Annotated in this window: 22 protein-coding genes and 2 pseudogenes; 11 read left to right on the top strand and 13 right to left on the bottom strand. The window is 64.3% G+C overall.

Annotated features, from left to right (window positions below):
• Nucleotides 1-20 precede the first annotated feature (20 nt).
• The 10 genes from bioB to HHL21_RS05390 form a co-directional block, all read right to left on the bottom strand.
• Nucleotides 21-1,055, bottom strand: a complete 1,035-nt coding sequence (bioB, locus tag HHL21_RS05345; RefSeq protein ID WP_229496058.1) for a biotin synthase BioB — start codon at nt 1,053-1,055, stop codon at nt 21-23.
• A 20-nt stretch (nt 1,056-1,075) separates the two neighbouring features.
• A complete protein-coding gene (bioD, locus tag HHL21_RS05350) occupies nt 1,076-1,855 on the bottom strand; it encodes a dethiobiotin synthase (RefSeq protein ID WP_169464210.1) in 780 nt (259 codons plus the stop codon).
• Nucleotides 1,842-3,038: an 8-amino-7-oxononanoate synthase gene (gene bioF / locus HHL21_RS05355; protein WP_169464211.1), complete on the bottom strand. Its 1,197-nt coding sequence runs from the start codon at nt 3,036-3,038 to the stop codon at nt 1,842-1,844. Before bioF ends, bioD begins: the two co-directional genes overlap by 14 nt.
• 3 nt (nt 3,039-3,041) lie before the next feature.
• Nucleotides 3,042-4,370 carry an adenosylmethionine--8-amino-7-oxononanoate transaminase gene (bioA, locus tag HHL21_RS05360; protein WP_169464212.1) on the bottom strand — a complete coding sequence of 443 codons (1,329 nt, stop codon included), beginning with the start codon at nt 4,368-4,370 and terminating at the stop codon, nt 3,042-3,044.
• Between the two features lie 12 nt (nt 4,371-4,382).
• A complete protein-coding gene (locus tag HHL21_RS05365; RefSeq protein ID WP_169464213.1) occupies nt 4,383-5,171 on the bottom strand; it encodes an enoyl-CoA hydratase/isomerase family protein in 789 nt (262 codons plus the stop codon).
• Between the two features lie 10 nt (nt 5,172-5,181).
• A complete protein-coding gene (locus tag HHL21_RS05370) occupies nt 5,182-6,789 on the bottom strand; it encodes a carboxyl transferase domain-containing protein (protein WP_169464214.1) in 1,608 nt (535 codons plus the stop codon).
• A gap of 24 nt (nt 6,790-6,813) precedes the next feature.
• Complete coding sequence (locus HHL21_RS05375) at nt 6,814-7,236, bottom strand: YchJ family protein (RefSeq protein WP_169464215.1); 423 nt, start codon at nt 7,234-7,236, stop codon at nt 6,814-6,816.
• A 45-nt stretch (nt 7,237-7,281) separates the two neighbouring features.
• Complete coding sequence (locus HHL21_RS05380; RefSeq protein ID WP_370659669.1) at nt 7,282-8,682, bottom strand: APC family permease; 1,401 nt, start codon at nt 8,680-8,682, stop codon at nt 7,282-7,284.
• A gap of 316 nt (nt 8,683-8,998) precedes the next feature.
• Nucleotides 8,999-10,243 carry a D-amino acid dehydrogenase gene (locus HHL21_RS05385; RefSeq protein ID WP_169464217.1) on the bottom strand — a complete coding sequence of 415 codons (1,245 nt, stop codon included), beginning with the start codon at nt 10,241-10,243 and terminating at the stop codon, nt 8,999-9,001.
• Nucleotides 10,244-10,363: 120 nt separating this feature from the next.
• Nucleotides 10,364-11,710: a serine hydrolase domain-containing protein gene (locus HHL21_RS05390; RefSeq protein WP_169464218.1), complete on the bottom strand. Its 1,347-nt coding sequence runs from the start codon at nt 11,708-11,710 to the stop codon at nt 10,364-10,366.
• Between the two features lie 201 nt (nt 11,711-11,911).
• Between HHL21_RS05390 and HHL21_RS05395 the strand changes: the two genes are divergently transcribed.
• From HHL21_RS05395 to HHL21_RS05435, 9 genes are all read left to right on the top strand, one after another.
• Nucleotides 11,912-12,652, top strand: a complete 741-nt coding sequence (locus tag HHL21_RS05395) for a GntR family transcriptional regulator (RefSeq protein WP_169464416.1) — start codon at nt 11,912-11,914, stop codon at nt 12,650-12,652.
• Between the two features lie 139 nt (nt 12,653-12,791).
• Nucleotides 12,792-13,673 (top strand): N-acetylmuramic acid 6-phosphate etherase, encoded by an 882-nt coding sequence (locus HHL21_RS05400; protein WP_169464219.1) that lies wholly within the window; start codon nt 12,792-12,794, stop codon nt 13,671-13,673.
• 38 nt (nt 13,674-13,711) lie between these two features.
• Entirely contained in the window at nt 13,712-14,980 is a 1,269-nt protein-coding gene (locus tag HHL21_RS05405) for an MFS transporter (protein ID WP_169464220.1), read from the top strand.
• Between the two features lie 3 nt (nt 14,981-14,983).
• On the top strand, nt 14,984-16,123 hold the full coding sequence (locus HHL21_RS05410) for an acyltransferase family protein (RefSeq protein WP_169464221.1): 1,140 nt from the start codon (nt 14,984-14,986) through the stop codon (nt 16,121-16,123).
• Nucleotides 16,124-16,160: 37 nt separating this feature from the next.
• A complete protein-coding gene (locus tag HHL21_RS05415) occupies nt 16,161-17,774 on the top strand; it encodes a glycoside hydrolase family 10-like protein (protein ID WP_229496060.1) in 1,614 nt (537 codons plus the stop codon).
• Nucleotides 17,775-17,889: 115 nt separating this feature from the next.
• Nucleotides 17,890-18,804, top strand: coding sequence for an N-acetylglucosamine kinase (locus tag HHL21_RS05420; RefSeq protein ID WP_169464223.1), 915 nt, complete (start codon nt 17,890-17,892; stop codon nt 18,802-18,804).
• 18 nt (nt 18,805-18,822) lie between these two features.
• Nucleotides 18,823-19,704 (top strand): N-acetylmuramoyl-L-alanine amidase, encoded by an 882-nt coding sequence (locus HHL21_RS05425; RefSeq protein WP_169464224.1) that lies wholly within the window; start codon nt 18,823-18,825, stop codon nt 19,702-19,704.
• An 82-nt stretch (nt 19,705-19,786) separates the two neighbouring features.
• Nucleotides 19,787-20,689, top strand: coding sequence for a LysR family transcriptional regulator (locus tag HHL21_RS05430; RefSeq protein ID WP_169464225.1), 903 nt, complete (start codon nt 19,787-19,789; stop codon nt 20,687-20,689).
• Nucleotides 20,680-21,297: a M15 family metallopeptidase gene (locus tag HHL21_RS05435; RefSeq protein WP_169464226.1), complete on the top strand. Its 618-nt coding sequence runs from the start codon at nt 20,680-20,682 to the stop codon at nt 21,295-21,297. The genes HHL21_RS05430 and HHL21_RS05435 overlap by 10 nt, the downstream gene beginning before the upstream one ends.
• Nucleotides 21,298-21,392: 95 nt before the next feature.
• On the opposite strand, the pseudogene HHL21_RS05440 reads toward HHL21_RS05435, so the two are convergent.
• A pseudogene (locus HHL21_RS05440) lies at nt 21,393-22,121 on the bottom strand (substrate binding domain-containing protein); the annotation flags it as partial.
• A gap of 44 nt (nt 22,122-22,165) precedes the next feature.
• On the opposite strand from HHL21_RS05440, the gene HHL21_RS05445 reads away from it, so the two are divergent.
• A complete protein-coding gene (locus HHL21_RS05445; protein ID WP_169464227.1) occupies nt 22,166-22,750 on the top strand; it encodes an NADPH-dependent FMN reductase in 585 nt (194 codons plus the stop codon).
• Nucleotides 22,747-23,546: pseudogene (locus HHL21_RS05450) on the top strand (pirin family protein). Before HHL21_RS05445 ends, HHL21_RS05450 begins: the two are co-directional and overlap by 4 nt.
• A 142-nt stretch (nt 23,547-23,688) precedes the next feature.
• On the opposite strand, the gene HHL21_RS05455 reads toward HHL21_RS05450, so the two are convergent.
• Together HHL21_RS05455 and HHL21_RS05460 are read right to left on the bottom strand one after the other, a co-directional pair.
• On the bottom strand, nt 23,689-24,063 hold the full coding sequence (locus HHL21_RS05455; RefSeq protein WP_169464228.1) for an NUDIX hydrolase: 375 nt from the start codon (nt 24,061-24,063) through the stop codon (nt 23,689-23,691).
• Nucleotides 24,064-24,065: 2 nt separating this feature from the next.
• Complete coding sequence (locus HHL21_RS05460; RefSeq protein ID WP_169464229.1) at nt 24,066-24,575, bottom strand: DUF1697 domain-containing protein; 510 nt, start codon at nt 24,573-24,575, stop codon at nt 24,066-24,068.
• Nucleotides 24,576-24,621 lie beyond the last annotated feature (46 nt).

The raw sequence follows: 24,621 nt of genomic DNA on the forward strand, positions 1-24,621 counted from the left end.
GTTTTTACAGGTTATTGGGATTAGCCGCCGCAGCTTGCCTTCGGCGCGGAGTCGAGCGTCGCCGCGCGCGTCTGCAGGCCAAGCTTGTTCAGCAGCGCGCGGTCGTCCTCGGCTTCCGGATTGTCGGTCGTGAGCAATTTGTCGCCGTAGAAGATCGAGTTGGCGCCGGCCAGGAAGCACATCGCCTGCACTGCTTCGCCCATCTGGCGGCGGCCTGCGGACAGGCGCACGCGCGCTTGCGGCATCGTGATGCGGGCGACGGCGATGGTGCGGACGAATTCGAACGGGTCGAGCGGGTCGAGGCCGTGCAGCGGCGTGCCTTCCACCTGTACCAGGTGGTTGACCGGCACCGATTCGGGATACGGATTCAGGTTGGCCAGCTGGGCGATCAGGCCAGCGCGCTGCGCGCGCGACTCGCCCATGCCGACGATGCCGCCGCAGCAGACCTTCAGGCCCGCATTGCGCACGTGCCCCAGCGTGTCCAGGCGGTCCTGGTACTCGCGGGTCGAGATCACGTTGTTGTAGAACTCTGGCGCGGTGTCGAGGTTGTGGTTGTAGAAGTCGAGGCCAGCCTTCTTCAGGCGGTCGGCCTGGCCTTCTTCCAGCATGCCGAGGGTGGCGCAGGTTTCGAGGCCCAGCGCTTTCACTTCGCGTACCATCTCTTCGACCTTTTCCATGTCGCGCTCTTTCGGGCTGCGCCATGCCGCGCCCATGCAGAAACGGGTCGCGCCGTTGGCTTTTGCCTGGCGTGCCGCGTCCAGCACGGTGTCGATGCCGAGGATCTTCTTGGCTTCGACGCCGGTATCGTAGCGTGCGGCCTGCGGGCAGTAGCCGCAGTCTTCCTCGCAGCCGCCGGTCTTGATCGACAACAGGGTCGCCAGTTCGACGTCGCCAGCCGGGAAGTTCGCGCGGTGGACGGTCTGCGCGCGGAACATCAGGTCATTGAACGGCAGCTCGAACAGCGCCAGCACGTCGGCCAGCGGCCAGGTAGCTTCCTTCGGCAGGGTGATCGGATCCGCTGGCGGATGGAAGGAGACGGCGGTAGTTTGGGTCATTGTGATTCCTTGTTCGTGGTTCAGTCACGCACGGGCGGCCAGCCTGGCAAGCCCGCGAGTTCGATAAATTCCGCAGCCGCAGCGGCTGAAGGATTTGAGAGGTAAGGCACACGTCCCAGCATCGGAGCCGGGATACGCTGTGCAAGTGCTTCGATGTTCTCGTCAAAGTACGCCATGTCCGGGTCGACCTGGTTGGCCACCCAGCCCGCCAGCACCAGCCCGCGCGCGACGATCGCTTCGATCGTCAGCAGCGCGTGGTTGATGCAGCCAAGGCGCATCCCAACCACCAGGATCACCGGCAAGTTGAGCTGCTGCGCCATGTCGGCGCTGTCGAAATCGTCCGAGAAGGGAACGCGAAAACCGCCGACGCCTTCAACGACGACCGCATCGGCGGCGGCCGCGATTTCGGCATACGCGGCGATGATCGGCACCGGCGTGATGCTGACGCCGTCCAGCTTCGCCGCGATGTGCGGCGCGCACGGCTGGCGCAGCATGAACGGCGTGGTGATGCTGGCTAACAGGTGGACATTGCCGGCCGCGGCGAGCATGTCGGCGTCGTCGTTATGCAGTTCGCCATCGCGCATGTCGGCGCCGGCGGCCACAGGCTTCATGCCGCAGGCGCGCACGCCGCCGGAGGCGAGCTTGTGCAGGATCGCCGCCGATACCAGCGTCTTGCCGATTTCGGTATCGGTGCCGGTGATGAAGCAGCTGAAGCGCGATGGCACGCGCTCCGCGGCGGGTGCGGTTTCCGGCGCCAGCTTCGCCGCGGCTACGGTATCAGTTGGATCATTGAGACTCATCCCATGTCCTTTCCAGTTCGTTGAGCGCCGTTGCCAGCTGCGTTACCTCTTCGTGAGTATGGGCTGCCGACAGCGTAATGCGCAGGCGCGCGGTATCCACGGGCACAGTCGGCGGGCGGATTGCAGCGACCCACAGTCCGCGCCGGTACAAGCCTGCACCGACACGCATGGCCTCGGCATTGCTCCCGATGATAACTGGCTGGATCGCCGTCGTCGACACGGGACGCTGCCAGCGCGACGGTGTGAGTTCGCCGTCGAGGTGGGCGATCAGGGCCTGCAGGTGCGCGCGGCGCTGCGCGCCTTCGTCGCCGCCGATGATGTCCAGGCTCGCCAGCAGCGCATGCGCGAGCGCCGGCGGGGCGGCGGTGGTAAAGATGTAAGGGCGCGCGCGCTGGATCATCAATTCGATGACGCTGGCGTGCGCCGCGACAAATGCGCCGCCGACGCCAGCCGCCTTGCCGAGCGTACCCATATAAACCAGGTTGGACGAGCGCAGGTCGAAGTGCTCAAGGGCGCCGCGCCCATGCGGGCCCAGGGTGCCGAAGCCGTGGGCGTCGTCGATGACCAGCCACGCGCCGTGCTTCTCGCACAGCGCCAGCATCTGCGGCAGCGGCGCGAGGTCGCCATCCATGCTGAAGACGCTGTCGGTGACGACTACCTTGGCGGAAGCGTTGCTCGCCTCAAGCAGTGCGGCCAACGCATCGAGGTCGGCATGCGGATAGACCTTGACGCTGGCGCGCGCCAGCCGCGCGCCGTCGATCAGCGAGGCGTGGTTGAGCGACTCGGAGAAAATCTCGGCGTCCGCATCGGCGCCCAGCGCAGTCAGCATCGCCAGGTTGGCCATGTAACCGGTGCAGAACGACAGCGCGCGCGCCGATTCGAGGTGCGGGCCGAGGAAGGCGGCCAGCCGTTCTTCAAGCAGCTCGTGCGCGCGGCCATGGCCGCTGACCAGGTGCGAAGCGCCGCTGCCGGCGCCGTACAGGGACGCGCCTTCGCGCAGCGCCTCGATCACCAGCGGGTGCGCGGCCAGGCCAAGGTAGTCGTTGCTGCAGAACGCCAGCATCGGGCGGCCGTCGACCACAAGGCGCGGGGCCGATGGCGTGTCGACGACACGGCGGCGGCGCGTCAGGCTTTGCTCGTCGAGCGCCGTCAGCTTGCGGTCAAGGGATGCGATCAGGTCCATCGGTCAGGCCGCAATCACGGACTCGAACACGGTGCGCGTGCGCGCGGCCAGTCCGTCGATCTCGTCGTCGTTCAAGACATAAGGAGGCATCAGGTACACGGTGCGGCCGATCGGGCGCAGCAGCAGTTCGTTTTCAACCGCGCTGGCGAAGAAACGGCGCGAGAAGGTCGATGCGCGTTCCGCGTCCGGCTCGACCGCGTCGAAGGCCCAGATCATGCCGCGCTGGCGGAAGTTCTTCACGCGTTCATGGTTCGCCAGCGGCGCCAGTGCGGCGGTCAGGCGTTCGGCGCGCGCGCGGTTGCGGTTCAGTACATCGTCTTCGCGGAAGATCGCCAGCGTCGCCAGCGCCGCGCGGCAGGCCAGCGGATTGCCGGTGTACGAATGCGAATGCAGGAACCCGCGGCGCATATCGGTGCTGTAGAAGGCCTGGTACACCTCTTCGCGCGTCAGCACCAGCGACAGCGGCAGGTAACCGCCGCTGATGCCTTTGGACAGGCACAGGAAGTCAGGCCAGATGCCGGCCTGCTCGCACGCGAAGAAGGTGCCGGTACGGCCGCAGCCGACCGCGATTTCGTCGAGGATCATGTGCACCTGGTGGCGGTCGCACAGTTCGCGCACCAGCTTCAGGTACAGCGGGTCGTGCATCGCCATGCCGGTGGCGCATTGCACCAGCGGTTCGATGATGATGGCGGCGATCTTGCCGGCGCGTTCCTCGAACAGGCGTGCCACGTCGGCCGCGGCGCGGCGCGCGACATCCTGCGCGGTCTCGCCTTCACGGGCATTGCGCGCGTCCGGCGATGTGACGGTGCGCGCGGCGCGCAGCAGCGGGCCGTAGGCGTCCTTGAACAGTGCGACATCGGTCACGGCAAGCGCGCCGATGGTCTCGCCGTGGTAGCTGCCTTCGAGGCAGACGAATTCCTGCTTGTCGGGCTGGCCGCCATTGCGCCAGGCGTGGAAGCTCATCTTCAAAGCGATTTCGACCGCCGACGCGCCGTCCGATGCGTAGAACGCATGGCCGAGCACATTGCCGGTCATGTCGGAAAGCTGTTCCGACAGCTGGATAACAGGTTCGTGCGTGAACCCCGCCAGCATCGCATGCTCCAGCATGTCCAGCTGGTCCTTGAGCGCCGCGTTGATGCGCGGGTTGGCGTGGCCGAACAGGTTGACCCACCACGAGCTGATCGCGTCGAGGTAGCGCTTGCCGTCGTGGTCGTACAGCCAGGCGCCGCGGCCGTGGCTGACCGGGATCAGCGGCACGGTTTCGTGGTGCTGCATCTGGGTGCACGGATGCCAGACACTGCGCAGGCTACGGGCAACCCAATCTTGTGACATGCGGGATTCCAATCAGTTCAGCCAGGACGGTTTGCGTTTCTCGAGGAAGGAAGCGACGCCTTCGCGCCCTTCCGGCGACGAACGGATTTTCGCGATGCGCTCCGCGGTATCGAGCAGCAGCGCGTCGGTGACTTCCTCGCCTGCGAGGTCGCGCACCAGTACCTTGGCTTCGGCGACGGCGTTCGGACTGTTGGTGACCAGCGACCTGACGATGAGGGCTACCTGTTCATCGAGCTTGTCGGCGGCGACCACTTCATGGGCGAAGCCGATGCGGCGCGCTTCCGTCGCGCTGAAGCGTTCGGCCGTCAGGAAGTAACGGCGCGCGGCGTTCTCGCCCATCGCCTTGATCACGTAAGGCGAAATCGTCGCCGGGATCAGGCCGAGCTTCACTTCGGACAGGCAGAAATTCGCTTCCTCGACCGCAACCACGATGTCGCATGCGGCCACCAGGCCCATGCCGCCGGCGTAGCAATCGCCCTGCACCTTGGCCACGACCGGCTTCGGGCACAGGTAGATCGTGCGCAGCATGTCGGCCAGGCGGGTGGCGTCGTCGAGGTTCTCGGCGTCCGAGTAGCCTGCCATCTTCTTCATCCAGTTCAGGTCCGCGCCGGCGCAGAAGGCCACGCCGTTGGCCGCGAGGACGATCGCGCGAACGTCGTCGCGGCGGCCGAGTTCATCGAAGGCCAGCGCCAGCTCGGCGATGGTGGTTTCGTTGAACGCGTTGCGTACGTCAGGGCGGTTAAGCATGACGGTGGCGACGCGGTTTGCGACCGTGACGGCCAGGGTCTGGTGCGTGTTCAAGGTCATCTCCTTACATCCGGAATACGCCGAACTTCGTGTCCGGGATTTCGGCGTTCAGCGCAGCCGACAAACCGAGGCCCAGCACCATGCGGGTATCGGCCGGGTCGATAACGCCGTCGTCCCACAGGCGCGCGGTGGCGTAATAAGGGTGGCCCTGCTCCTCGTACTGCTCCTTGATCGGCTGCTTGAACGCGGCTTCTTCCTCCGCGCTCCACTTGCCGCCCTTGCCTTCGATGCCGTCGCGCTTGACGGTCGCCAGCACCGACGCGGCCTGGTCGCCGCCCATGACGGAGATGCGCGCATTTGGCCACATCCACATGAAGCGCGGCGAGAACGCGCGGCCGCACATGCCGTAGTTACCGGCGCCGAAGCTGCCGCCGATGATGACGGTGAACTTAGGTACCGCTGCCGTCGCCACCGCCGTCACCATCTTGGCGCCGTTGCGGGCGATGCCTTCGTTTTCGTATTTGCGGCCGACCATGAAGCCGGTGATATTTTGCAGGAACACCAGCGGGATCTTGCGCTGGCAGCACAGTTCGATGAAGTGGGTGCCCTTGAGCGCCGACTCCGAGAACAGGATGCCGTTGTTGGCGATGATGCCGACCTTGACGCCGTAGATGTGGGCGAAGCCGCACACCAGCGTGGTGCCGTAGCGCGCCTTGAACTCGTCGAACTCGCTGCCGTCGACGATGCGCGCGATGACTTCGCGTACATCGAAGGGCTTGCGGGTGTCGACCGGGATCACGCCGTACAGTTCTTCAGCGGCGTATTTTGGCTCGCTTGACTCGCGCAAGGCCATCTGCTGCGGTTTGGTGCGGTTCAGGTTCGATACGATGGTGCGCGCCAGCGACAGCGCGTGCAGGTCGTTCTGGGCCAGGTGGTCGACCACGCCGGAGAGGCGGGTGTGGACATCGCCGCCGCCCAGGTCTTCCGCCGTCACCACTTCGCCGGTTGCGGCTTTCACCAGCGGCGGGCCGCCCAGGAAGATGGTGCCCTGTTCCTTGACGATGATCGATTCGTCGCTCATCGCCGGCACGTACGCGCCGCCGGCCGTGCACGAGCCCATTACCACGGCGATCTGCGGGATGCCCTTGGCCGACAGGTTGGCCTGGTTGTAGAAGATGCGGCCGAAGTGGTCGCGGTCCGGGAACACGTCGTCCTGGTTCGGCAGGTTGGCGCCGCCTGAGTCGACCAGGTAAATGCACGGCAAGTTATTCTGGTCGGCGATCTCCTGCGCGCGCAGGTGCTTCTTGACCGTCATCGGATAGTAGGTGCCGCCCTTGACGGTGGCGTCGTTACAGACGATCACGCACTCCTGGCCGGCCACGCGGCCGATGCCGGTGATGATGCCGGCGGCAGGCGCCGCGTTGTCGTACATTTCGTAAGCCGCCAGCTGCGACAGTTCGAGGAAGGGCGTGCCCGGATCGAGCAGCATCTGCACGCGGTCGCGCGGCAGCAGTTTGCCGCGTGCGACGTGCTTGGCGCTGGCAGCGGCGCCGCCGCCGGCCGACGCTGCCGCCACCTTGGCGCGCAGGTCGTCGACGATCAGTTGCATCGCCGCGGCGTTGGCTTTGAAGTCTTCACCGCGCGGATTGAGTTTGCTGTCGATGTGGGGCATTGCGATCCTTTTCTGACCTTCGTCTTATTCGGGGAAACTGCCGTCGAGGTAGTACCAGCGCGGCACATCGCCGCTGCCGGCCTCGCGCACGAAGCGGCTCACTTCGTGCAGGCGATGGGCGCGTCCGCCGATCTTGTAGCGGGCGACAAATTCCACGGTGTCGCCCTCCTCTGTATTTACTTTACGTTGACGTAAACGTAAAGCAGATTTTACCTCAAGTCCCAGCCACTGTAATCTTTCGTTTTCATTCACGATTGGTTCAATCGGGCAGGTGCTGGGGTGCCAGGTCGCGCGCAGGTAGGCTTCGTCGCCGAGGGTATAGGCGGTGTAGCGCGAACGCATCAAGGCTTCGGCCGTCTGCGCGACCGCGTCGCCGGACAGAAAGGGTCCGCAACAAGTGGGAAACGATGGGCCGCCGCAGGGGCAGGAAGCTGGTATTTTCGGCATGGCGACATTATCCGCCATTACGCCGGTGTTGACACCCGGTACGGCTTATTCGCTGGCGGATGGCACGACGGCCGGTTCCGCCGGCTTCTGGCCGGTGGCCCGGTTGACCAGTACGGTGACCACCCATAGCGCGATGCCGATGCCGATCAGCACGCCGGCCACCTTATATTGCAGCGGATCGCGGCCGGTCCACGGGCCGGCGAGGAAGGCGCAGGACAGCGCGCCAACTACGGGAAGAAAGCTCGGCGTCTTGAAATGTTCGTGGCCGACCGGGTCGCGCCGCAGCACCAGCACGGCGATATTCACCACGGTAAAGACGCACAACAGCAGCAAGGCGGTGGTCCCGCCGAGTGCGGGCACCTCGCCGACGAAGGTGATCAGGCCGAAGGCCAGCAAGGTGGTGAAGCCGATCGCGACGTAAGGCGTGCGCCGCTTCGCGTGCACCTTGCCGAGCAAGGCGGGCAGGACATGCTCGTTACTCATGCCATACAACAAGCGGCTGGCCATCAGCATGTTGATCAGCGCGCTATTGGCGACCGCGAACATCGTGATGATGGCGAAGACCCACAGCGGGAAGTTCGGTGCGCCGGCCTGGACGACCTGCAGCAGCGGAGTTTCGCCCTGGCCCAGCTTATCGGCCGGCACCAGCGTGATTGCCGAGACCGACACCGCGACATAGATCAGCCCGGTGATGACGAGGCCGGCCAGCAGCACTTTCGGGAAGTGGCGCACCGGGTCCTTGCACTCCTCGGCCATGTTGACCGAATCCTCGAACCCGACCATGGCGAAGAACGCGAGCGTCGTTCCGGCGATTACCGGCCAGAAGGCGCCGCCATCCTCGGCAGCCTTGAACTCAAGGGCGCGGGACACATCCCCCTCGCCTGCGGACATGGCGGTCAGCCCGATAAAAATGATGATCAACAATCCGCTCAGTTCGACGCACGTGAGTACGACGTTGAACTTGACGCTCTCGCTGACGCCGCGGAAGTTAATCGCCGCCACCAGGGCCATGAAGGCCAGCCCGACAGCGGTAATGCCGAACCCGCCCGCAAGGTTGAGGTCGAAGGCGTTCGCCATGTTCGCCGCGAAAGCCCGCGACGCCGTCGAGGCGGACGTGATGCCGGAACACATGACCGCAAAGGCGACGATAAAGGTGACGAAGTGAATGCCGAAGGCTTTGTGGGTATACAGGGCGGCGCCGGCGGCCTTGGGATATTTGGTGACCAGTTCGAGGTAGCTGAACGCGGTCATCAGCGCGACGGCGAAGGCGACGACGAACGGGAGCCACACCACGCCGCCGACCTGTTTGGCGACCTGGCCGGTGAGCGCGTAGATGCCGGTGCCGAGGATATCGCCGACGATGAAAAGCAAGAGTAGCAACGGCCCCATGACCCGTTTGAGGGTGGGTTTCGCCTGCTCATCACCGGCCACGGAAGGGGTACTCACTGCGCCTCCTGACATAACGCCATCAAGTACAGAATACTTGCAGCGGGAGCCGGGATCAAGCAGTGGAATCCGAGGCTAGGGCAAAAACCGTAGTCAGGGCAATACGAAGAATCGCGAAGAATCGGGGTCCGTCCCCGGGGACAGACCCCGGGGACGGACCCCGACGTATATATAGATGTCTTGTTTCGCCGCGTCCCCAGAGGGAGTGGACGCGGAAAATTGAAGCGCGGAGGCAGTACAGCAGTCTTTTGAAATATTTCAAAAGCCCTTGGGGTCTGTCCCCGGGGACGGACCGGGTCACGTTGACCCCGATTGTTTAGTTGCGCAGGGACAGGCCGCCCATCGGGATCGGCGCTTGTTTGCCGCCCATGAGGTCGGCGAGGATGCTGGCGGTGCCGCAGGCGAAGGTGAAGCCGAGCGGGCCGTGGCCGACGTTGAGCCACAGGTTCGGATACTTGGTCGCGCCGACGATCGGGGCGCTGTTCGGGGTTGCAGGACGCAATCCGGCCCAGGTTTCTATATGTTCATAATCGGCAGCGTGCGGCATCGTCGCACGCACCTGGCGCGTCAGGCCGGCGATGCGTTCGGCGTTGATCGAGGTGTCTTCGCCGACCATGTCGACCATCGCCGCCACGCGCAGCTTGTCGCCGATGCGCGCGTACAGCACCTTGCGCTCGAAGTCGGTGACGCTGATTTCCGGCGCGCGGTCGGTGGCGCGGATCGGCGCGGTCAGGCTGTAGCCCTTGAGCGGATAGAGCGGCAGGTAGATGCCCGCGCTGTCTGCCAGGTTGCGGCTCTGGATGCCGGCGGCCAGTACGAATGTGTCCGCGGACAGCATGCCGGCAGTGGTGTCGAGAAAGATGACCTTGCCGCTTTCAGTGATGAAGCCGCGCGCCGAGCCATGGACCACGCCACGGAAACGCGGGTTGGCTTCGAGCCTTGCTTCGAGCGCGCGGCAGAACGCGTGGCAGTCGGCCACCGCTTCGCCACTGTTGAAGATGCCGCCGGCCAGCACGCGTTCGGCCTCGGCCAGCGCAGGTTCGCGCGCCACGCATTCGGACGGCGACAGCACCTGGCGCGATTCGTCCGAATCGGGCCGCGCCACGGCGGCGTCGAATACGTCGCGCGACCGGTAGACCACCAGCTTGCCGGCGTCGCGCCAGGAGAATTCTTCCAGCGGCAGCACGACTGCGAGTTCCGCCATTTTCTTGCGGCTCAGCTCGCCCAGCTTGAGCAGGCGGGCGGTGGTTTTCGCATTCGCGCCGGAGGTGCAGTTGGCCAGGAAGCTGGCCAGCCAGCGCCATTGGCGCAGGTCGGCTTCGGGACGGAATCGCAACGGGCCGTCTTCCTGCATCAGCCATTGCAGCGCCTTGAGCGGGACGCCGGCATCGGCCAGCGGCGACACGTAGCGGTAGCTGAGCTGGCCGCCGTTGCGGTAGCTGGCAGCGGTGCCAACCGCAGCTTCGCGTTCGAGCAGCGTGACGGCGTATCCAGCCTCGAGCAGCCACCAGGCTGAAGTCAGGCCGACGACACCGCCACCGATTACGATCACATGCTGCATTTCCAACCCAAGTAGTTACAATTTAGTGCATGAGCTTAGGCGCTGGCCCCGCTTCGGGCCAATGAATGTAGATCGAAGGGCCATAACCACTGCTCATGCACCGTTCGGGAGCGTCCGGGTTCAGATTTTTTTACCAACAATAACACCGCGGTGCAGCGCGGTAAGGACCTGTTCCTCAAAGCGTGGCATTGCGGAATACTTGCCTTTATATACCTCCGGATCCGACGATACGCCCCCCACCAGCACCACCATGCCATTCTTGCCCGCCAGGTCCGCGGCGAACACCGACATCAGCCCGTACGCTTCCCCCAAATGGCCGACGGCCGCGAATCCGCCCCCTTCGACCAGCTGCATGCCCGGCTTGTCCGCAAAGTGCTGGTTGCCCAGCCCCCAATAGTTGAACAGGCCATGGTCGGTATTGCCGTTGCTGCCGTTGTCGGCCCATTGCTGCGAAAACATCGTAGCCAGCGTGGCGGGACGCAGGATCTGCCGCCCCTCGTGCTTGCCATCGTTCAGCAGCATCAGCATGACCTTGCCCATGTCGTGCGCCGACATGCGCATCCCGCCAGTCGGGCTGAACGGGGTGGCGTTGGTGCCGATGTCGTAAGTATCGATCCCGGCCGGGCGCGCCGGCGGTCGCTGGCTGTAGTCGTCGACCTGGGGAATCCACGGGCCGGCCGTGTTCCAGATTTCCGTGTCGACCGTGCGCTTGCGGTAGAGGGTTGCCAGGTCAGACAGGTCTTCCGGCGAAAATTCGGACGGGTTGTACCCGCCATGCAGCCCCATCGGATCGAGCAGCAGGCGCTTCATCAGGCGGTCGAAACGCTCGCCGGTGACCCGCTCCATGATCGTGCCAATCACGCCCCAGTTCAGGTTCGAGTACGTGAAATACTGGCCCGGAGGCGCAGTGGGCGCCCACATCGCACCGTTCCCGTGCAGCTCGCCAGCCGGGAGCAGCAGCGACTTCAGCGACTTCGCCGCCGGGAATGAATAGCCCGCCTCGTCGCGCAAGGTCGAGGTATGGCTCAGCAAGGTACGCAGGGTGACCGGCTCGTCCGGGAAGCGCGGGTTGCGCAGCGGGTAGCCGAGGTAGGCGCCAGCGTCGGTGTCGAGGGCCAGCTTGCCGTCCTCGACCAGCCGCATCAGGCCGAGCGTCGTCATCATCTTCGAAATTGACGCCATCCGGTACAAAGTGCGGTCATTGGCCGGTTTTGATGGCTGTCCGCCGATGCCGATAAAGCGTTGGCCGGACTGGAATTCATAGGCGACCTTGCCGTCCCTGATCGCCAGTACCGACATGCTCGACAGCTGGCACTCCGGCGCCTGGGAGATGGCAGTCAGTTCCGCGTCGAGCGCAGTCCGCGATTCGGGCGGCCCGGACACCATCGGCTTCGGCGAACCGCCGAAAACATGTCCGACGCCGCCCAGTAACGCCATCCCAAGCACTGCCCGCCTGCCTTGTTTCATGCTGTCTCCCTCAAATTATTGTCCGGCGAGGATAAGTTGGCATTATCGCCGCTGCTAATGAAATGTGCGTCTCGCTCCATAACCTTTTAGTATATTGATCCGCCTTTCTTTCATGCGAATGTGAATATTCACAGTTTGTTATTGCATTTACACTGAGGGCACAGCACCATTACCGGACTCTCAAGCATGAGCGGAACCGCAATGAGCAACAGCATCAACGAATTCAGGGTGGACCTGAACGACAATTCCCCCTTGTACATGCAGGTCGCGCGCAAGCTGATCCAGGATGTGCGCGAGGGCCGCTACCGCGTCGACCAGGCGCTGCCGTCCGAACGCCTGCTGTCCGACCAGCTCGATATTTCCCGTGTCACCGCGCGCAAGGCCATCGACCAGCTGGTCGACCAGGGCCTGGTGGTGCGCCGCCGCGGCTCCGGTAATTATGTGGCGCCGCGCATCGAGCAGCCGCTGTCGAACCTGTCCAGTTTTTCCGAACAGCTTGAGCAGCGCGGCTACCGCGCCGGCTCGCAGTGGCTCAAGCGCGCGATCGCCGTGGCCGCTGCCGACGAGCAGCTCAGCCTCGGTTTGTCCTCGAACACGCGCGTGGCCCGCCTCGAGCGCCTGCGCCTGGCCGATGAGGTGGTGATGGCGTATGAAGTGAGCGTGATTCCCGCCACCATCCTGCCGCGCCCGGAAGGCGTCGGCGATTCCCTGTATGCCCACCTGGACAAGACCGGCCACATGCCGGTGCGCGCGCTGCAGCACATCCGCGCGATGAACGCCCCGGCCACCCTGGCCGGGCAGCTGGGCATCCCGGAGGGCAAGGCGGTGCTGTTCATCACCCGCATCGGCTACCTCGAATCGGGCCAGGCTGTCGAGCTGACCCATTCGTATTGCCGCAGCGATCATTACGATTTCGTCGCCGAGATGCGGCGTGTTGCATAACTTTTCGGAATAACTACGGCCAATCCTTTCATGGGGAAGGCCGCGAATTTGGTATTACACTGGTTTTATCGGATTGCTATCGGGCGGATTTCGCTTGACCAATCCATCCGACAAATGCGACGCCCGCACCGAGCCCCCGATGTTAAAAACCGAAACCCCAGATCAGCAGCACGCCGAACTCGACCAGTATCCGACCGTTGAACTAGTCAATACCCTGGTGGATGACCAGATCAACGCCGTCAACGCGGTTCGCGCCGCTGCTCCGCGCATCGCGGCGGCCGTTACCGCGGCCTTGCCGCGTATCGAAGCGGGCGGGCGGCTGATCTATGTCGGCGCCGGCACCTCCGGCCGCCTCGGCGTGCTCGACAGCGTCGAGCTGTACCCGACCTTCTCGTGGCCAACCGAGCGCGCAGTCGCGCTGCTGGCCGGCGGCGCCAAGGCGATGTTCGTCGCCGTCGAAGGCGCCGAGGATGACATCGTCCAGGGCGACGCCGACCTGCGCGCGGCCGATGTCGGGCCGAACGACGTGGTGCTGCTGATCGCCGCGTCGGGCGGCACGCCGTATGTGCTGGGCGCCCTGCGCGCGGCGCGCAAGCTCGGCGCGCTGACGGTCGGCTTCGCCAACAACACCGATGCGCCAGTCGCCAACGAAGCGGAAATCGGCGTGACGCTCGATACCGGTTCCGAAATCATTTCCGGTAGTACCCGCCTGAAAGCCGGCACTTCGCAGAAGATCGCGCTGAACACGTTCTCGAGCGCATTAATGGTGCGTTTGAACAAGGTTTATGGCAACCTGATGGTAGACTTGAAGCCCACCAACGCCAAGCTGATCCTGCGCGCGGTCCGCCTGACCATGTTTGCCACAGGCGCCGACGAAGCGGCAGCGCGGGCGCTGCTGGAACAATGCGATTTCCATGTCAAGGTTGCCGTCGTGGCGCTGAAGCGGAAGACCGATGTCACCCAGGCCAGGGCCCTGCTTGAAACGGCGCGCGGCAGCGTGCGCCGGGCACTCGCCGCATAAAGTCTTGGCAGGCGCAGGGCCCTCATCCAGAAAGATCTATGCAAAAAGCGCAAGTGAGAAATCCTTGGTCGTGGATTCCGACGCTGTATTTCGGCCAGGCCATTCCTTACGTTGTCGTGATGACCTTGTCGGTCACCATGTACAAAAATCTCGGCATCTCGAATGCCGACATTGCGCTGTATACCAGCTGGCTGTACCTGCCGTGGGTCATCAAGCCGCTGTGGTCTCCCTTCGTCGACATGTTCCGCACCAAGCGCTGGTGGGTGGTCGGCTTGCAGGGCATCATCGCCGCTTCGCTGGCGCTGGTGGCGTTCACGATCCAGATGCCGTCGTTCTTCCAGGTCAGCCTGGCCGTGCTGTGGCTGATGGCCTTCAGTTCCGCAACCCATGACATTGCCGCCGACGGCTTCTACATGCTCGGGCTCAAGCAGCACGAGCAGGCCGCGTTCGTCGGCGTGCGCAGTACCTTCTACCGCCTGGCCAACATTGCCGGCCAGGGTTTGCTGGTTTACCTCGCCGGCGAACTGATCAAGTCGACCGGCGACGTCGCCTATGCATGGTCGGTGGTGTTCTTCGTTCTTGCCGCAATGTTCATTGCACTGTTCGTGTACCACCACGTCATCCTGCCGCGGCCGGAATCCGACCGCGCCGTGGAGCAGGGCGACAATTACCTGAAAGAGTTCTTCACCACCTTCGCCACCTTCTTCCGTCGCAAGGACATCTGGCTGATCCTCGGTTTCATCCTGACCTACCGCCTGGGCGAGTCGCAGCTGATCAAGCTGGTGACGCCCTTCCTGATGGACCCGCTGGCCAAAGGCGGCCTCGGCCTGACCACCTCGCAGGTCGGCATCGCCTACGGCACCGTCGGCGTCACCGCGCTGACCCTCGGCGGCCTGGCCGGCGGCTACCTGATCTCGCGCCTGGGCCTGAAGCGCTGCCTGTGGCTGATGGTGTTCTCCGTCCACCTGCCCGACCTGGTGTTCGTCTACCTTGCCACCGAGCAGCCGCAGAACATCTACGTGGTGTCTGCCGCCCTCGCGATCGAGCAGTTCGGCTACGGCTTCGGCTTCACCGCGATGCTGCTGTACATGATCATGGTGTCCGAAGGCGCGCACAAAACGGCGCACTACGCGATCTGCACCGGCCTGATGGCACTGGGCATGATGGTGCCGGGAATGTTCAGCGGCCGTATCCAGGAATACATGGGCTACCAGAACTTCTTCATCTGGGTGTGCGTGGCGACGATTCCGGCATTCATCATGGCCGGCCTGGTCAAGATCGATCCGGAATTCGGGAAGAAGCAATAAGGGATGGGACCGGCAGGCAGGCTCACGTCGCTCGACGCATTCCGCGGCTTCACCATCGCCGCCATGGTGCTGGTGAATAACCCGGGCGACTGGTCCGAGCTGTATCCGCAACTGGCGCATGCCAAATGGCACGGCTGGACCTTCACGGACCTGATCTTCCCGTTCTTCCTGTTTATCGGCGGCGTCTCGATGGCGCTGTCGCTCGGCCGCCTCGCTGCGGCCGGCGCAAACAAGCCGCAGCTGCTGGCCAAGCTGGCCAAACGGGCGGCGCTGATCTTCCTGATCGGCTTCCTGCTGAACCTGATCCCGAATTTCAATTTCGCTAGCGTTCGGATTCCCGGCGTGCTGCAGCGCATCGCCATGTGCACCCTGCTGGCCGCGCCCATCGTCGTCTGGTTCGGCTGGCGCGCCCAGCTTGCGTGGATCGTCGGCCTGTACGCCGCCTACAGCGTGCTGATGCTGACCGTGCCGGTTCCCGGCATCGGCGCGGGCGTACTGGAACCGGGACAGGACTTCGGCGCCTGGCTCGACCGCATGGTGCTCGACGGCCACATGTGGGTGCAGTCCAAAACCTGGGACCCGGAAGGCATGCTCAGCACAATTCCAGCGGTGGCGAGCCAGTTGCTCGGCGTGCTGGCCGGCCGCTGGCTGCTGTCGCGGCAAGCGCGTACGGACCAGACCGTATGGATGGTGTTCGCCGGGCTCTTGATGGTGTGGCTAGGCGTGATCTTCGACGCCATCCTCATGCCGATCAACAAAAGCCTGTGGACGCCTTCGTACAGCCTGCTTGCGGCTGGCTGGGCGACGCTCATTTTCGCCGCGTTCTACTGGCTGCTCGACGTCAACCCGCACGCCGCCGTTCGCGAAGCCGCGGCACGCTGGACAAAGCCGTTCGTCATCTACGGCATGAACGCGCTGTTCATTTTCGCGCTCTCGGGACTGGTCGCGAAGATGTTCGGATTCATCAAATTTGCCCAGCCGGACGGCAGCACCCTGTCGCTCGGCAAGAGCCTGTATGCACCGATCAAAGCGCTTCCGATAGCGCCGGTCAACACGTCTTTGCTTTATGCTTTACTGTTTAACGCCGCCATGTTCGCGATCGCATGGTTCATGTGGCGCAAGAAGTGGTTCGTAAAAGTTTAAAAACTAGAATATTTGGGGAATGGTTTTGCAGCCTAATATGAAAAAACGCGCGTTTGCGCTTGCAGGTGTGGCCGGCGCGATGGCGCTGGGTGGTCTGTTGACGAGCTGTACCGCGGTGAAGCCGGCCGCGCCGGTCGCCGCAACGCCGGTTGTCGTGCCTGCACCGGCCAACGAGATCGAGCCGCCTGCGGCGCCGCGTGAATTCCGCGCCGCCTGGGTGTCGACCGTCGCCAACATCGACTGGCCGACCAAACAGAACCTCAGCGCCGCGCAGCAGCAGGCCGAAGCCATCGCCATCCTGGACCGCGCCAAGGCGCTGAACATGAACGCGATCGTGCTGCAGGTGCGCCCGAGCGCCGACGCGATCTACCCGTCCAAGCTGGAACCGTGGACCGAATACCTGAACGGCGCGCAGGGCGAATCGCCGAAGCCGTGGTACGACCCGCTGAAATTCTGGGTGACGGAAGCGCACGCGCGCGGCCTTGAGCTGCACGCCTGGTTCAACCCTTACCGCGCGCGCCATGCCACCGCCAAGTCGGCCAGCGTCGCCTCGCATATTTCGCGCAGCAACCCGTCCGCCGTGAGATCGTACGGCAAGTTCCTGTGGATGGACCCGGGCGAGGTATCGGCATCGAAGCAGACCCTCGACGTTATCCTCGACGTGGTGCGCCGCTACGACATCGATGGGGTGCACCTGGACGATTACTTCTACCCGTATCCGATCGAAGCGCCGGGCGCGACCGGCGCCGAAGCCGCCGCGCTGGATGGCGCCGCCGCCAAAACCGAGCTCGATTTCCCGGACCAGCCGGCCTGGAACCGTTATGTGCAGGGCGGCGGCAAGCTCGACCGCGCCAGCTGGCGCCGCGACAACGTCAACCGCCTGATCGAAGACATCTACAAGGGCATCCACCGCGAGAAAAGCTGGGTGCGCTTCGGCATCAGCCCGTTCGGCATCGGCCGTCCTGACCGCCGTCCGGCCACCATTTCCGGCTTCAGCCAGTACGACAAGCTGTACGCGGATGCCGAGCTGTGGCTTGAAAAAGGCTGGCTCGACTACTTCACGCCGCAGCTGTACTGGCCGATCTCGCAGACGCCGCAAGCATATGACACGCTGCTCGACTACTGGCTGGCGCAGAACCCGAAAGGCCGTCACATCTGGCCGGGCCTGTTCACCAGCCGCATCGGGGCGCCGGCCAAATCGTACGCGCCGGAAGAAGTGCTGAAACAGATCCAGATCACGCGCGAGCGCCCTGCCGCTACCGGCCACGTGCACTTCAGCATGGCCGCGATCATGGAAAACCGCCAGGGCATCGGCGACCAGCTCAAGGCGGTGCACTACACGACGCCGGCGCTGATACCGGCGACGCCATGGCTGGGCAACACCGAACCAGGCACGCCATCGGTGCGCGCCACCCGCGCAACAGGCGGTGTCAACTTGAGACTCTCCGCGGGCACGGCCAACGCGCAGTATGCGATCTGGTCGCGTCATGGCGAGCAGTGGAAGTTCGCAGTCGCGCCATCGTCGGCAAGCGATTTCACGGTTGCCGACGATGCAAAGCATGGCCCGGCAAGCGCGGTGGTGGTCAGCGGCATCGACCGTCTCGGCAACGAAGGCAAGCGAATTTCGGTGCTGGGCGCGGCGGCAAAATAAGCGGAAACTACCTCCGTATAACCTTTTGTCATGAATACGGGCCAAGCTTTCATTCGCATGGAGAAATACTTGGCCCTACACTTGCAGCTTACTCTTTGACTCAGGAAATCACAGTTTGAACGGCGAACCTGAAAACGGCCTCGGCCTTGGCATCGATGCAGGCGGCACGCAGACGCGCTGGGCTTTGGCCCGGCACGACGGCAGCATCGTGGCTGAAGGCCAGGTCGCCGGCCTGTCTGCCTTGCAGATGAGCAGCACCGACGGCCGCGAACGCGTTCATGCGAACTTCAGCGAACTGGCCGCAGCAGCGCTGGCGCACGGTCGCCCAAGCCGCGTCTCCGCCGGCCTGACCGGCTTCGGCGGCGACGGCGAACTGCTCCAGAGCTGGCTGGGCGAACTGCTTGGCCTCGATCCCACCGCCATCACCCTCTGCAACGACATCGAGATCGCTTACCTGGACAGTTTCAAGCGCGGCGAAGGCTACCTCGTCTACGCCGGCACCGGCTCGATCGGCGCCTGGATCGACCGCGGCGGCGAATTCCACCGCGCTGGCGGACGCGGCGTTGTCCTCGATGACGGCGGCGGCGGATTCTGGATCGCCCGCGAAGCGCTGCGCCACATCTGGCGCGCCGAGGACGAAGACCCGGGCTGCTGGGAACAATCCGCGATGGCGCGCGCCGTGTTCGACCATATCGGCGGCAGCGACTGGTCGCTGTCGCGCCAGTTCATCTACGGCCAGGAGCGCGGCGAAGTCGGCACGCTGGCGCTGGTGGTCGCCGCGAGCGCCGGGCAGGACCCGGTCGCCGCACACATCCTCGAAGAAGCAGGCCGCGAACTCGCGCGCCTCGCAAATGCGCTGACGCGCCGGTTCGGCCCGCGCCCCGTGGTGCTGGCCGGCCGCGCATCGTCGCTGCATCCATCCATCGCCGAAGCGATGCGCGCCGCATTGCCGGCCGAAGTCCAGTTCACCCACACCGTCGGGCGCGCGCATCACGCGGCTGCCCGCATCGCAGCACGCGCCAACGCTTAACACTACCGGAAACGACACATGAAGAAGCTGCTCGCCCTCTCCCTGCTCGCCCTGCTCGCTGGCTGCGCCACCGGGCCGCGCATCGACCAATCCCTGACCGCCAAAAGCCAGAGCAGCCGCGTCAAGTTCGTCGTCCTGCATTACACCGTGTCCAACCTGCCAAGCTCGATCAAGATCCTGACCGAGCAGGCCGTCAGCAGCCATTACCTGCTGACCGACGAAAAGAAGCCGGTGATCTACGGACTGGTCGACGAAACGCGCCAGGCCAACCACGCGGGCGTGTCGAACTGGAAGAACTATTCCTTGCTCAACACCAGCTCGATCGGCATCGAAATCGTCAACCCTGGCTTTACCGAGTCCGCCGACGGCAAGCGCATCTGGTATCCGTTCCCGAAAGAGCAGATCGACGAACTCATCCCGCTGCTGAAAAAGATCGTCAAAGAGCACAACATCCCGCCTGAAAACATCATCGGCCACGCCGACATCGCGCCGCAACGCAAGCAGGACCCGGGTCCGATGTTCCCGTGGCACGAGCTGGCGGAACATGGCCTGACCGTATGGCCGGACGCCGCCAGGGTCGCCGCTGCCAAGCCTGGCTTCGAGCAGCTGCTGCCTGATGCAGTGTGGTTCCAGGAAAAGCTGGCCACCTTCGGCTACGCGGTGCCGCGCACCGGCCAGCTGGACAAGGAAACACGCAACGTCATCACCGCCTTCCAGATGCGCTATCGTCCGATGACGATCGACGGCACCCCGGATGCGGAAACGGCGGCAATGCTGGAAGCGCTGGTGCCATCGCCGGCCCTGCCAGCTGTCGTCCCAGCGCCAGCGGTACCGGCCGTGCCGGCGCCTGAACCGGCGCCTGCACCTGAACCGGCGCCGGTCGTTCCGGCGCAGAAGTGATAAATCACGGTGGCCGGGCTTTTGCGCTATCCTGCGAAGCAATCGCGCATCGGCGCGCTTCCACCAACTGAGGGATAAAGCGATGCGGCTGCGTCATATAGAAGTGTTCCACGCCATCATGCAGGTCGGCACCATCAGTGGCGCCGCCCAGGTCTTGCACATTTCGCAACCGGCGGTCACCAAGGTGCTGCAGCACGCCGAGCTCCAGCTCGGCATGCCGCTGTTCGAGCGCGTGCGCGGCAAGCTGTACCCGAAGCCGGAAGCGCACCGCCTGTTTGTCGAAACCGAAAAGCTGCACCGCGACCTGCAGGGCATCCGCCGCCTCGCCGCCAGCCTCAAGGGCCGCGCGCTGGAGACGGTGCGCCTGGTGTCGACGCCGACCATCGCACTCAGCGTGCTGCCCGAAGCGATGACGTCGTGGCGCCGCGAGTATCCGGAAACCCGTTGCGAACTCGGCACCCATCACACCAGCGAAATCGTCAATGCACTGCGGCTCGGCGAAGCCGACCTCGCGCTGTCGCTGCAAGACCCGCGCCATCCCGGCATCGTCGCCGAACCGATCGCGCATGGCGTGATGACAGTGATCGCGCCAGCCGGCAGCTGGACCGAGGAAGAATGCCGCATGCCGGTATCCGCGGACGGCCTCGCCGGCGAGTTGATCGGCATGACCGACAACGACCCGCTCGGCGAACTGCTGGTCGCATCGTGCGAAGCGCAGGGCGTCACTCCGGTCTTCAACACGGTGGTGCAGACGTATCAGATTGCCCGTTCGCTGGTCGAAGCCGGCGCCGGCATGGCCGTGGTCGACCCGTTTACCGCCGCATCGGCGAGCGACAAGCTGCAGCGCCGTCCATGGGCGCCGGCGATCCCGGTGCAGCTCTACCTGCTGACGGCGAGCCACTCGCCGCTGTCGCATGTCGCGCGTGAATTAGCCAACAGTATCGGCGCGACCGCGCGCAAATGTCTCGAGAGGGGATGTCAGTGATTCAAGGTATTGCCAGCGAGGATATCGAAAGCAGCCCGGACTTCCGGCACCTGTCGACGATAGAGGGAATCGCTGTTGATTTACGTTATGGCACGCCCGACAATTTTGTCGGCCGCGACCTGTACTCGCCGTTTGACTGCGCCTGGCTGCACCGCGACGCGGCGGCCGCGCTGGAAAAAGTGGTGGAATGGCTGGCAGAAAAGCGTCCCCGCCACAAGGCACTGATCCTCGACGCGCTGCGTCCGCAGCGCGTGCAGCAGCAATTATGGGATGCGCTTGATGGCACCGACCTGCGCATGTATTTGGCCAACCCGGAGCGCGGCTCGATTCATTCGTTCGGCATGGCGCTCGACATCACGATCCTCGACGCGGAAGGCCGCGAGCTGGATATGGGCACGGGTTTCGATGACCTGAGCGAGAAGTCGCATCCGGCGCTGGAATCGAAGTTGCTGGAACGCGGCGAGATCACGCACCAACACATCGCCAATCGCCAGCTGCTGCGCGATGCGATGACGCACGCCGGCTTCGTTGGCATCAACAGCGAGTGGTGGCATTTCGACTGCGGCGACCGCGAAGCCGTGCGCCGTACGTTCAAGCGCGTACTCTGACGACGCTAACGGCGACGAAGCCCATGCTGGTTCTACGCTACCTCGAACAAGCCAAGCCAAAAACCTGACCCGGCCAGAGGGTTGCATGTCCTCTGTCAGCTCCGCCCAGATCGTAGCACCTCCGGCAACGCCTCCACCGCACTCAGCTTCTCCATCACTAACCCAATAAACGCCGACACCGCCAGCGGCAAATGCCGCCGGCTCGGGTACAGCACGCTCATGCCCTGGCTCGTCCACTGGTACTGCGGCAACACCGGCATGAGCAGGCCGGCCTGAACCTCGAGCCTGGCTATGGGGGGCGGCAGCAGCGCGATGCCCAGGCCGGCCTGGGTTGCTTTGCGCAGTGCCTGAGCGGTGTTGCCGGTGAAGCGGCCGGCCACCTGCACTTCCTCCTCCACCCCGTCGGGGCCGGTCAGGCGCCAGGTGGTGCGGCCGCTGGCGTGGGCGGAGGTCACGCAGTCGTGATTCGCCAGGTCTTGCAGCGTGCCGGGTGCGCCGCGCGCTGCGATGTAGGCGGGGCTTGCCACCAGGCCGTAGCTGCTGACGCCCAGCAGCTGGCGGCCGACGTAGCCCGAATCGGTTAACGGCCCGCCGCGAAACGCGATGTCGATCTGCTCGGCAATCAAATCGGCCTTGGCATCACTGAGCACGAAGTCGAGCCGCACCAGCGGATGCGCGGCCAGAAAGTCGGCCACCCACTCCATCGGGAAGAAGTCGAAGAAATCAGCTGTCGCCGCCACACGCACCAAGCCGCTGGGTTCGTGGCTGCCCGTCATCAACGCCTGCCCGGCTTCGACCAGCCCGTCGACCAGGCCTGCGCAGCGCGCGCCCCTTTCCCTTTCTACCGGCCTTTTTTCAGGAGCATCCCTTGACTTCACAACAACCCCGCATCGGCATCGTCATTGGCTCGACCCGTGAAGGCCGCTTCAGCGAGAAGCCCGCGTACTGGATTGACGAGATCGCAAGGCAGCGCACCGACCTTGCCTTCGAGTTGATCGACCTGCGCGATCACCCGCTGCCTTTTTTCGATGAGTCGATGTCGCTGCTTTACGCGCCGGCGAAGAACGAGGCAGCGCGGCGCTGGGCCGACAAGCTCGCCATGCTCGACGGCCTGATTGTGGTCACGCCAGAGTACAACCACGGCCCGAGCGCGGTGCTGAAGAACGCCCTGGACTACGCCTACCAGGAGTTCAACCGCAAGCCCATCGGCTTCGTGGGTTATGGCGGCGTGGGCGCGGCACGTGCCGTGGAGCAGCTGCGACTGGTGAGCATCGAGCTGCAGATGGCGCCGGTGCGCAATGCCGTGCACATCGGCATGGTGGAATTCCTCGGCATCTGGCAGCAGGGCAAGAGCTTTGACGATTTTCCGCACCTGGGGGAGGCCGCCACTGGCTTGCTCAACGACATGGCCTGGTGGGCCACGGCGCTCAAGACACCGAGGGAAACGGTATGACGACCCTGGTTGCGGCAGCAGCCCGCCCCATCGTCTACCGCACGCGCGGCAGCGCGCATGGGCCGATCACCCGGCTGATGAGCCCGGGCGACCTGGGCAAGTTCCTGAAGCCCTTCGTGTTTCTCGACCTGTTCGACCATGATGGGCCGGCGTTCAACGGGGCCCTCCACCCGCACTCTGGTATTGCCACCCTGACCTACGTCGCGGGAGGCGCGATCAGCTATATCGACCCGGACAACGTCCGGGGCACGCTGGCGGCCGGCGGCGTCGAGTGGATGCAGGCCGGACGCGGCATGTGGCACGGCGGTGGCATCGACAAGGCAGGCCGGACCAGCGGCTTCCAGCTGTGGGTCGCCTTGCCGCCGGAACTCGAGTTGGGTCCGACTGTAACCATCTGCCAGTCTCCCGACGACGTGCAGGAAGATGGTCCGGCGCGCGTCCTGCTGGGCAGCCACGGCGCTGCATCGAGCGCCATCGAGTCCCCCGCGCCAATCAACTACCTGGCCGTGCGCTTGAAGGGCGGCGAGCGCTGGCGCTACACGCCACCGGCCGGCCACACGGTGGGCTGGGTGGCGGCCCGATCGACACGGGCGAACTCGCGGTGTTCGAGGAATCCGGGCACGCCATCGACCTCGTGGCGCACGGCGACACGGCCTTCGTCCTGGCCGTCAAGCATCCGCACGAGCTGGTGATGGGCAACTACTCAGTACATACCAGCAAGGCGGCGCTCGCACAGGGCGAGGCTGAGATTCAGCGCATCGGCACGGGGCTGAGGGAAGAAGGGCGGTTCGGCTGATCGATGCCGCAGGCGGTTTTATCGAGTGATGCGGCCCAGCGTCCCCTGTAGGGAGGTGCTGCCGCATTCAACCAAGTTCGCGACGTGGGCCAAAACAAGACTTCCAACCGGGTCGTGCAGGACTGGGGCAAGTAACACCTGTTCAGCACCGCCACGCCGCAATCGATGTACGGTAGCCGTGCGGAAGGTTCTCGGGCAGCTTGCCCGGCGCAAACAATCCGATTCGCTGATGCTCTTCGCTGATGCGCGGGACAAACGAACTGGTCAGGACACAAGCATACGTCGCGATGAAGACATGCTTCCCTGGCACGACTTCGAATAGGTAAGTGTCGAGCAGGTCGCCGGCAGTCACCGTGACATCAAGTTCCTCCCGGATCTCGCGCTCAACGCACTGACGCGGGCGCTCGCCGATTTCGATGCGACCGCCTGGCAGCTCCCACTCGCCACGCTCATTCATCAGCAACACAACCTCGCCCGCCTCTGTGCAAAATACGCCTTTGATCGACACTGTGAACATGGCTACGCGCCCGCCATTTCCGCGAGCTTTGCGATGGTATTCATGTTGCGGGCGGTCCCGGTCGCAGCAGCTGGTATGTTCAGCTTCGATGATCCACTGCCGCTTGGGTAAGTCACATAGATTTCCCGTTCGCCCAGCGAAAGCGCTTCATCCTGCTGGCCACGCACTTTATCGATTGTGTCAGCGGGCGGCGCGGCGTCGAGGAAGACGGCAAACGTCAGGTTCGGTGCAGCATCCTTGAACGGATTCGCTACAAGCACCGCGGCCATTTCCGGCCCGGTGCGCACCATTACACCGACAGGCTTGCCGGCATATTCTTCAAGGCTGGCCCCGAGTTTTTTTGCGACCGCTTTCTCCGTCAGTGCACTGTCGAAAACAACGTTGCCGCTTGCGATGTAGGTGCGGACGCTCGAAAAGCCGGCCGCTTCGCACATCGCCTTCAGCTCGGTCATTGGCAGCTTTCCCGTTCCGCCAACATTGACGGCGCGAAGGAGGGCGATGAACGTAGTCATATGTCAGCCTTATTCAAATCTTTGAGATACACACCATATTCGACGC

The organism is Massilia polaris (genome assembly GCF_012927275.1).
In the GTDB taxonomy this organism is placed as follows: Bacteria; Pseudomonadota; Gammaproteobacteria; order Burkholderiales; family Burkholderiaceae_D; genus Telluria_A; species Telluria_A polaris.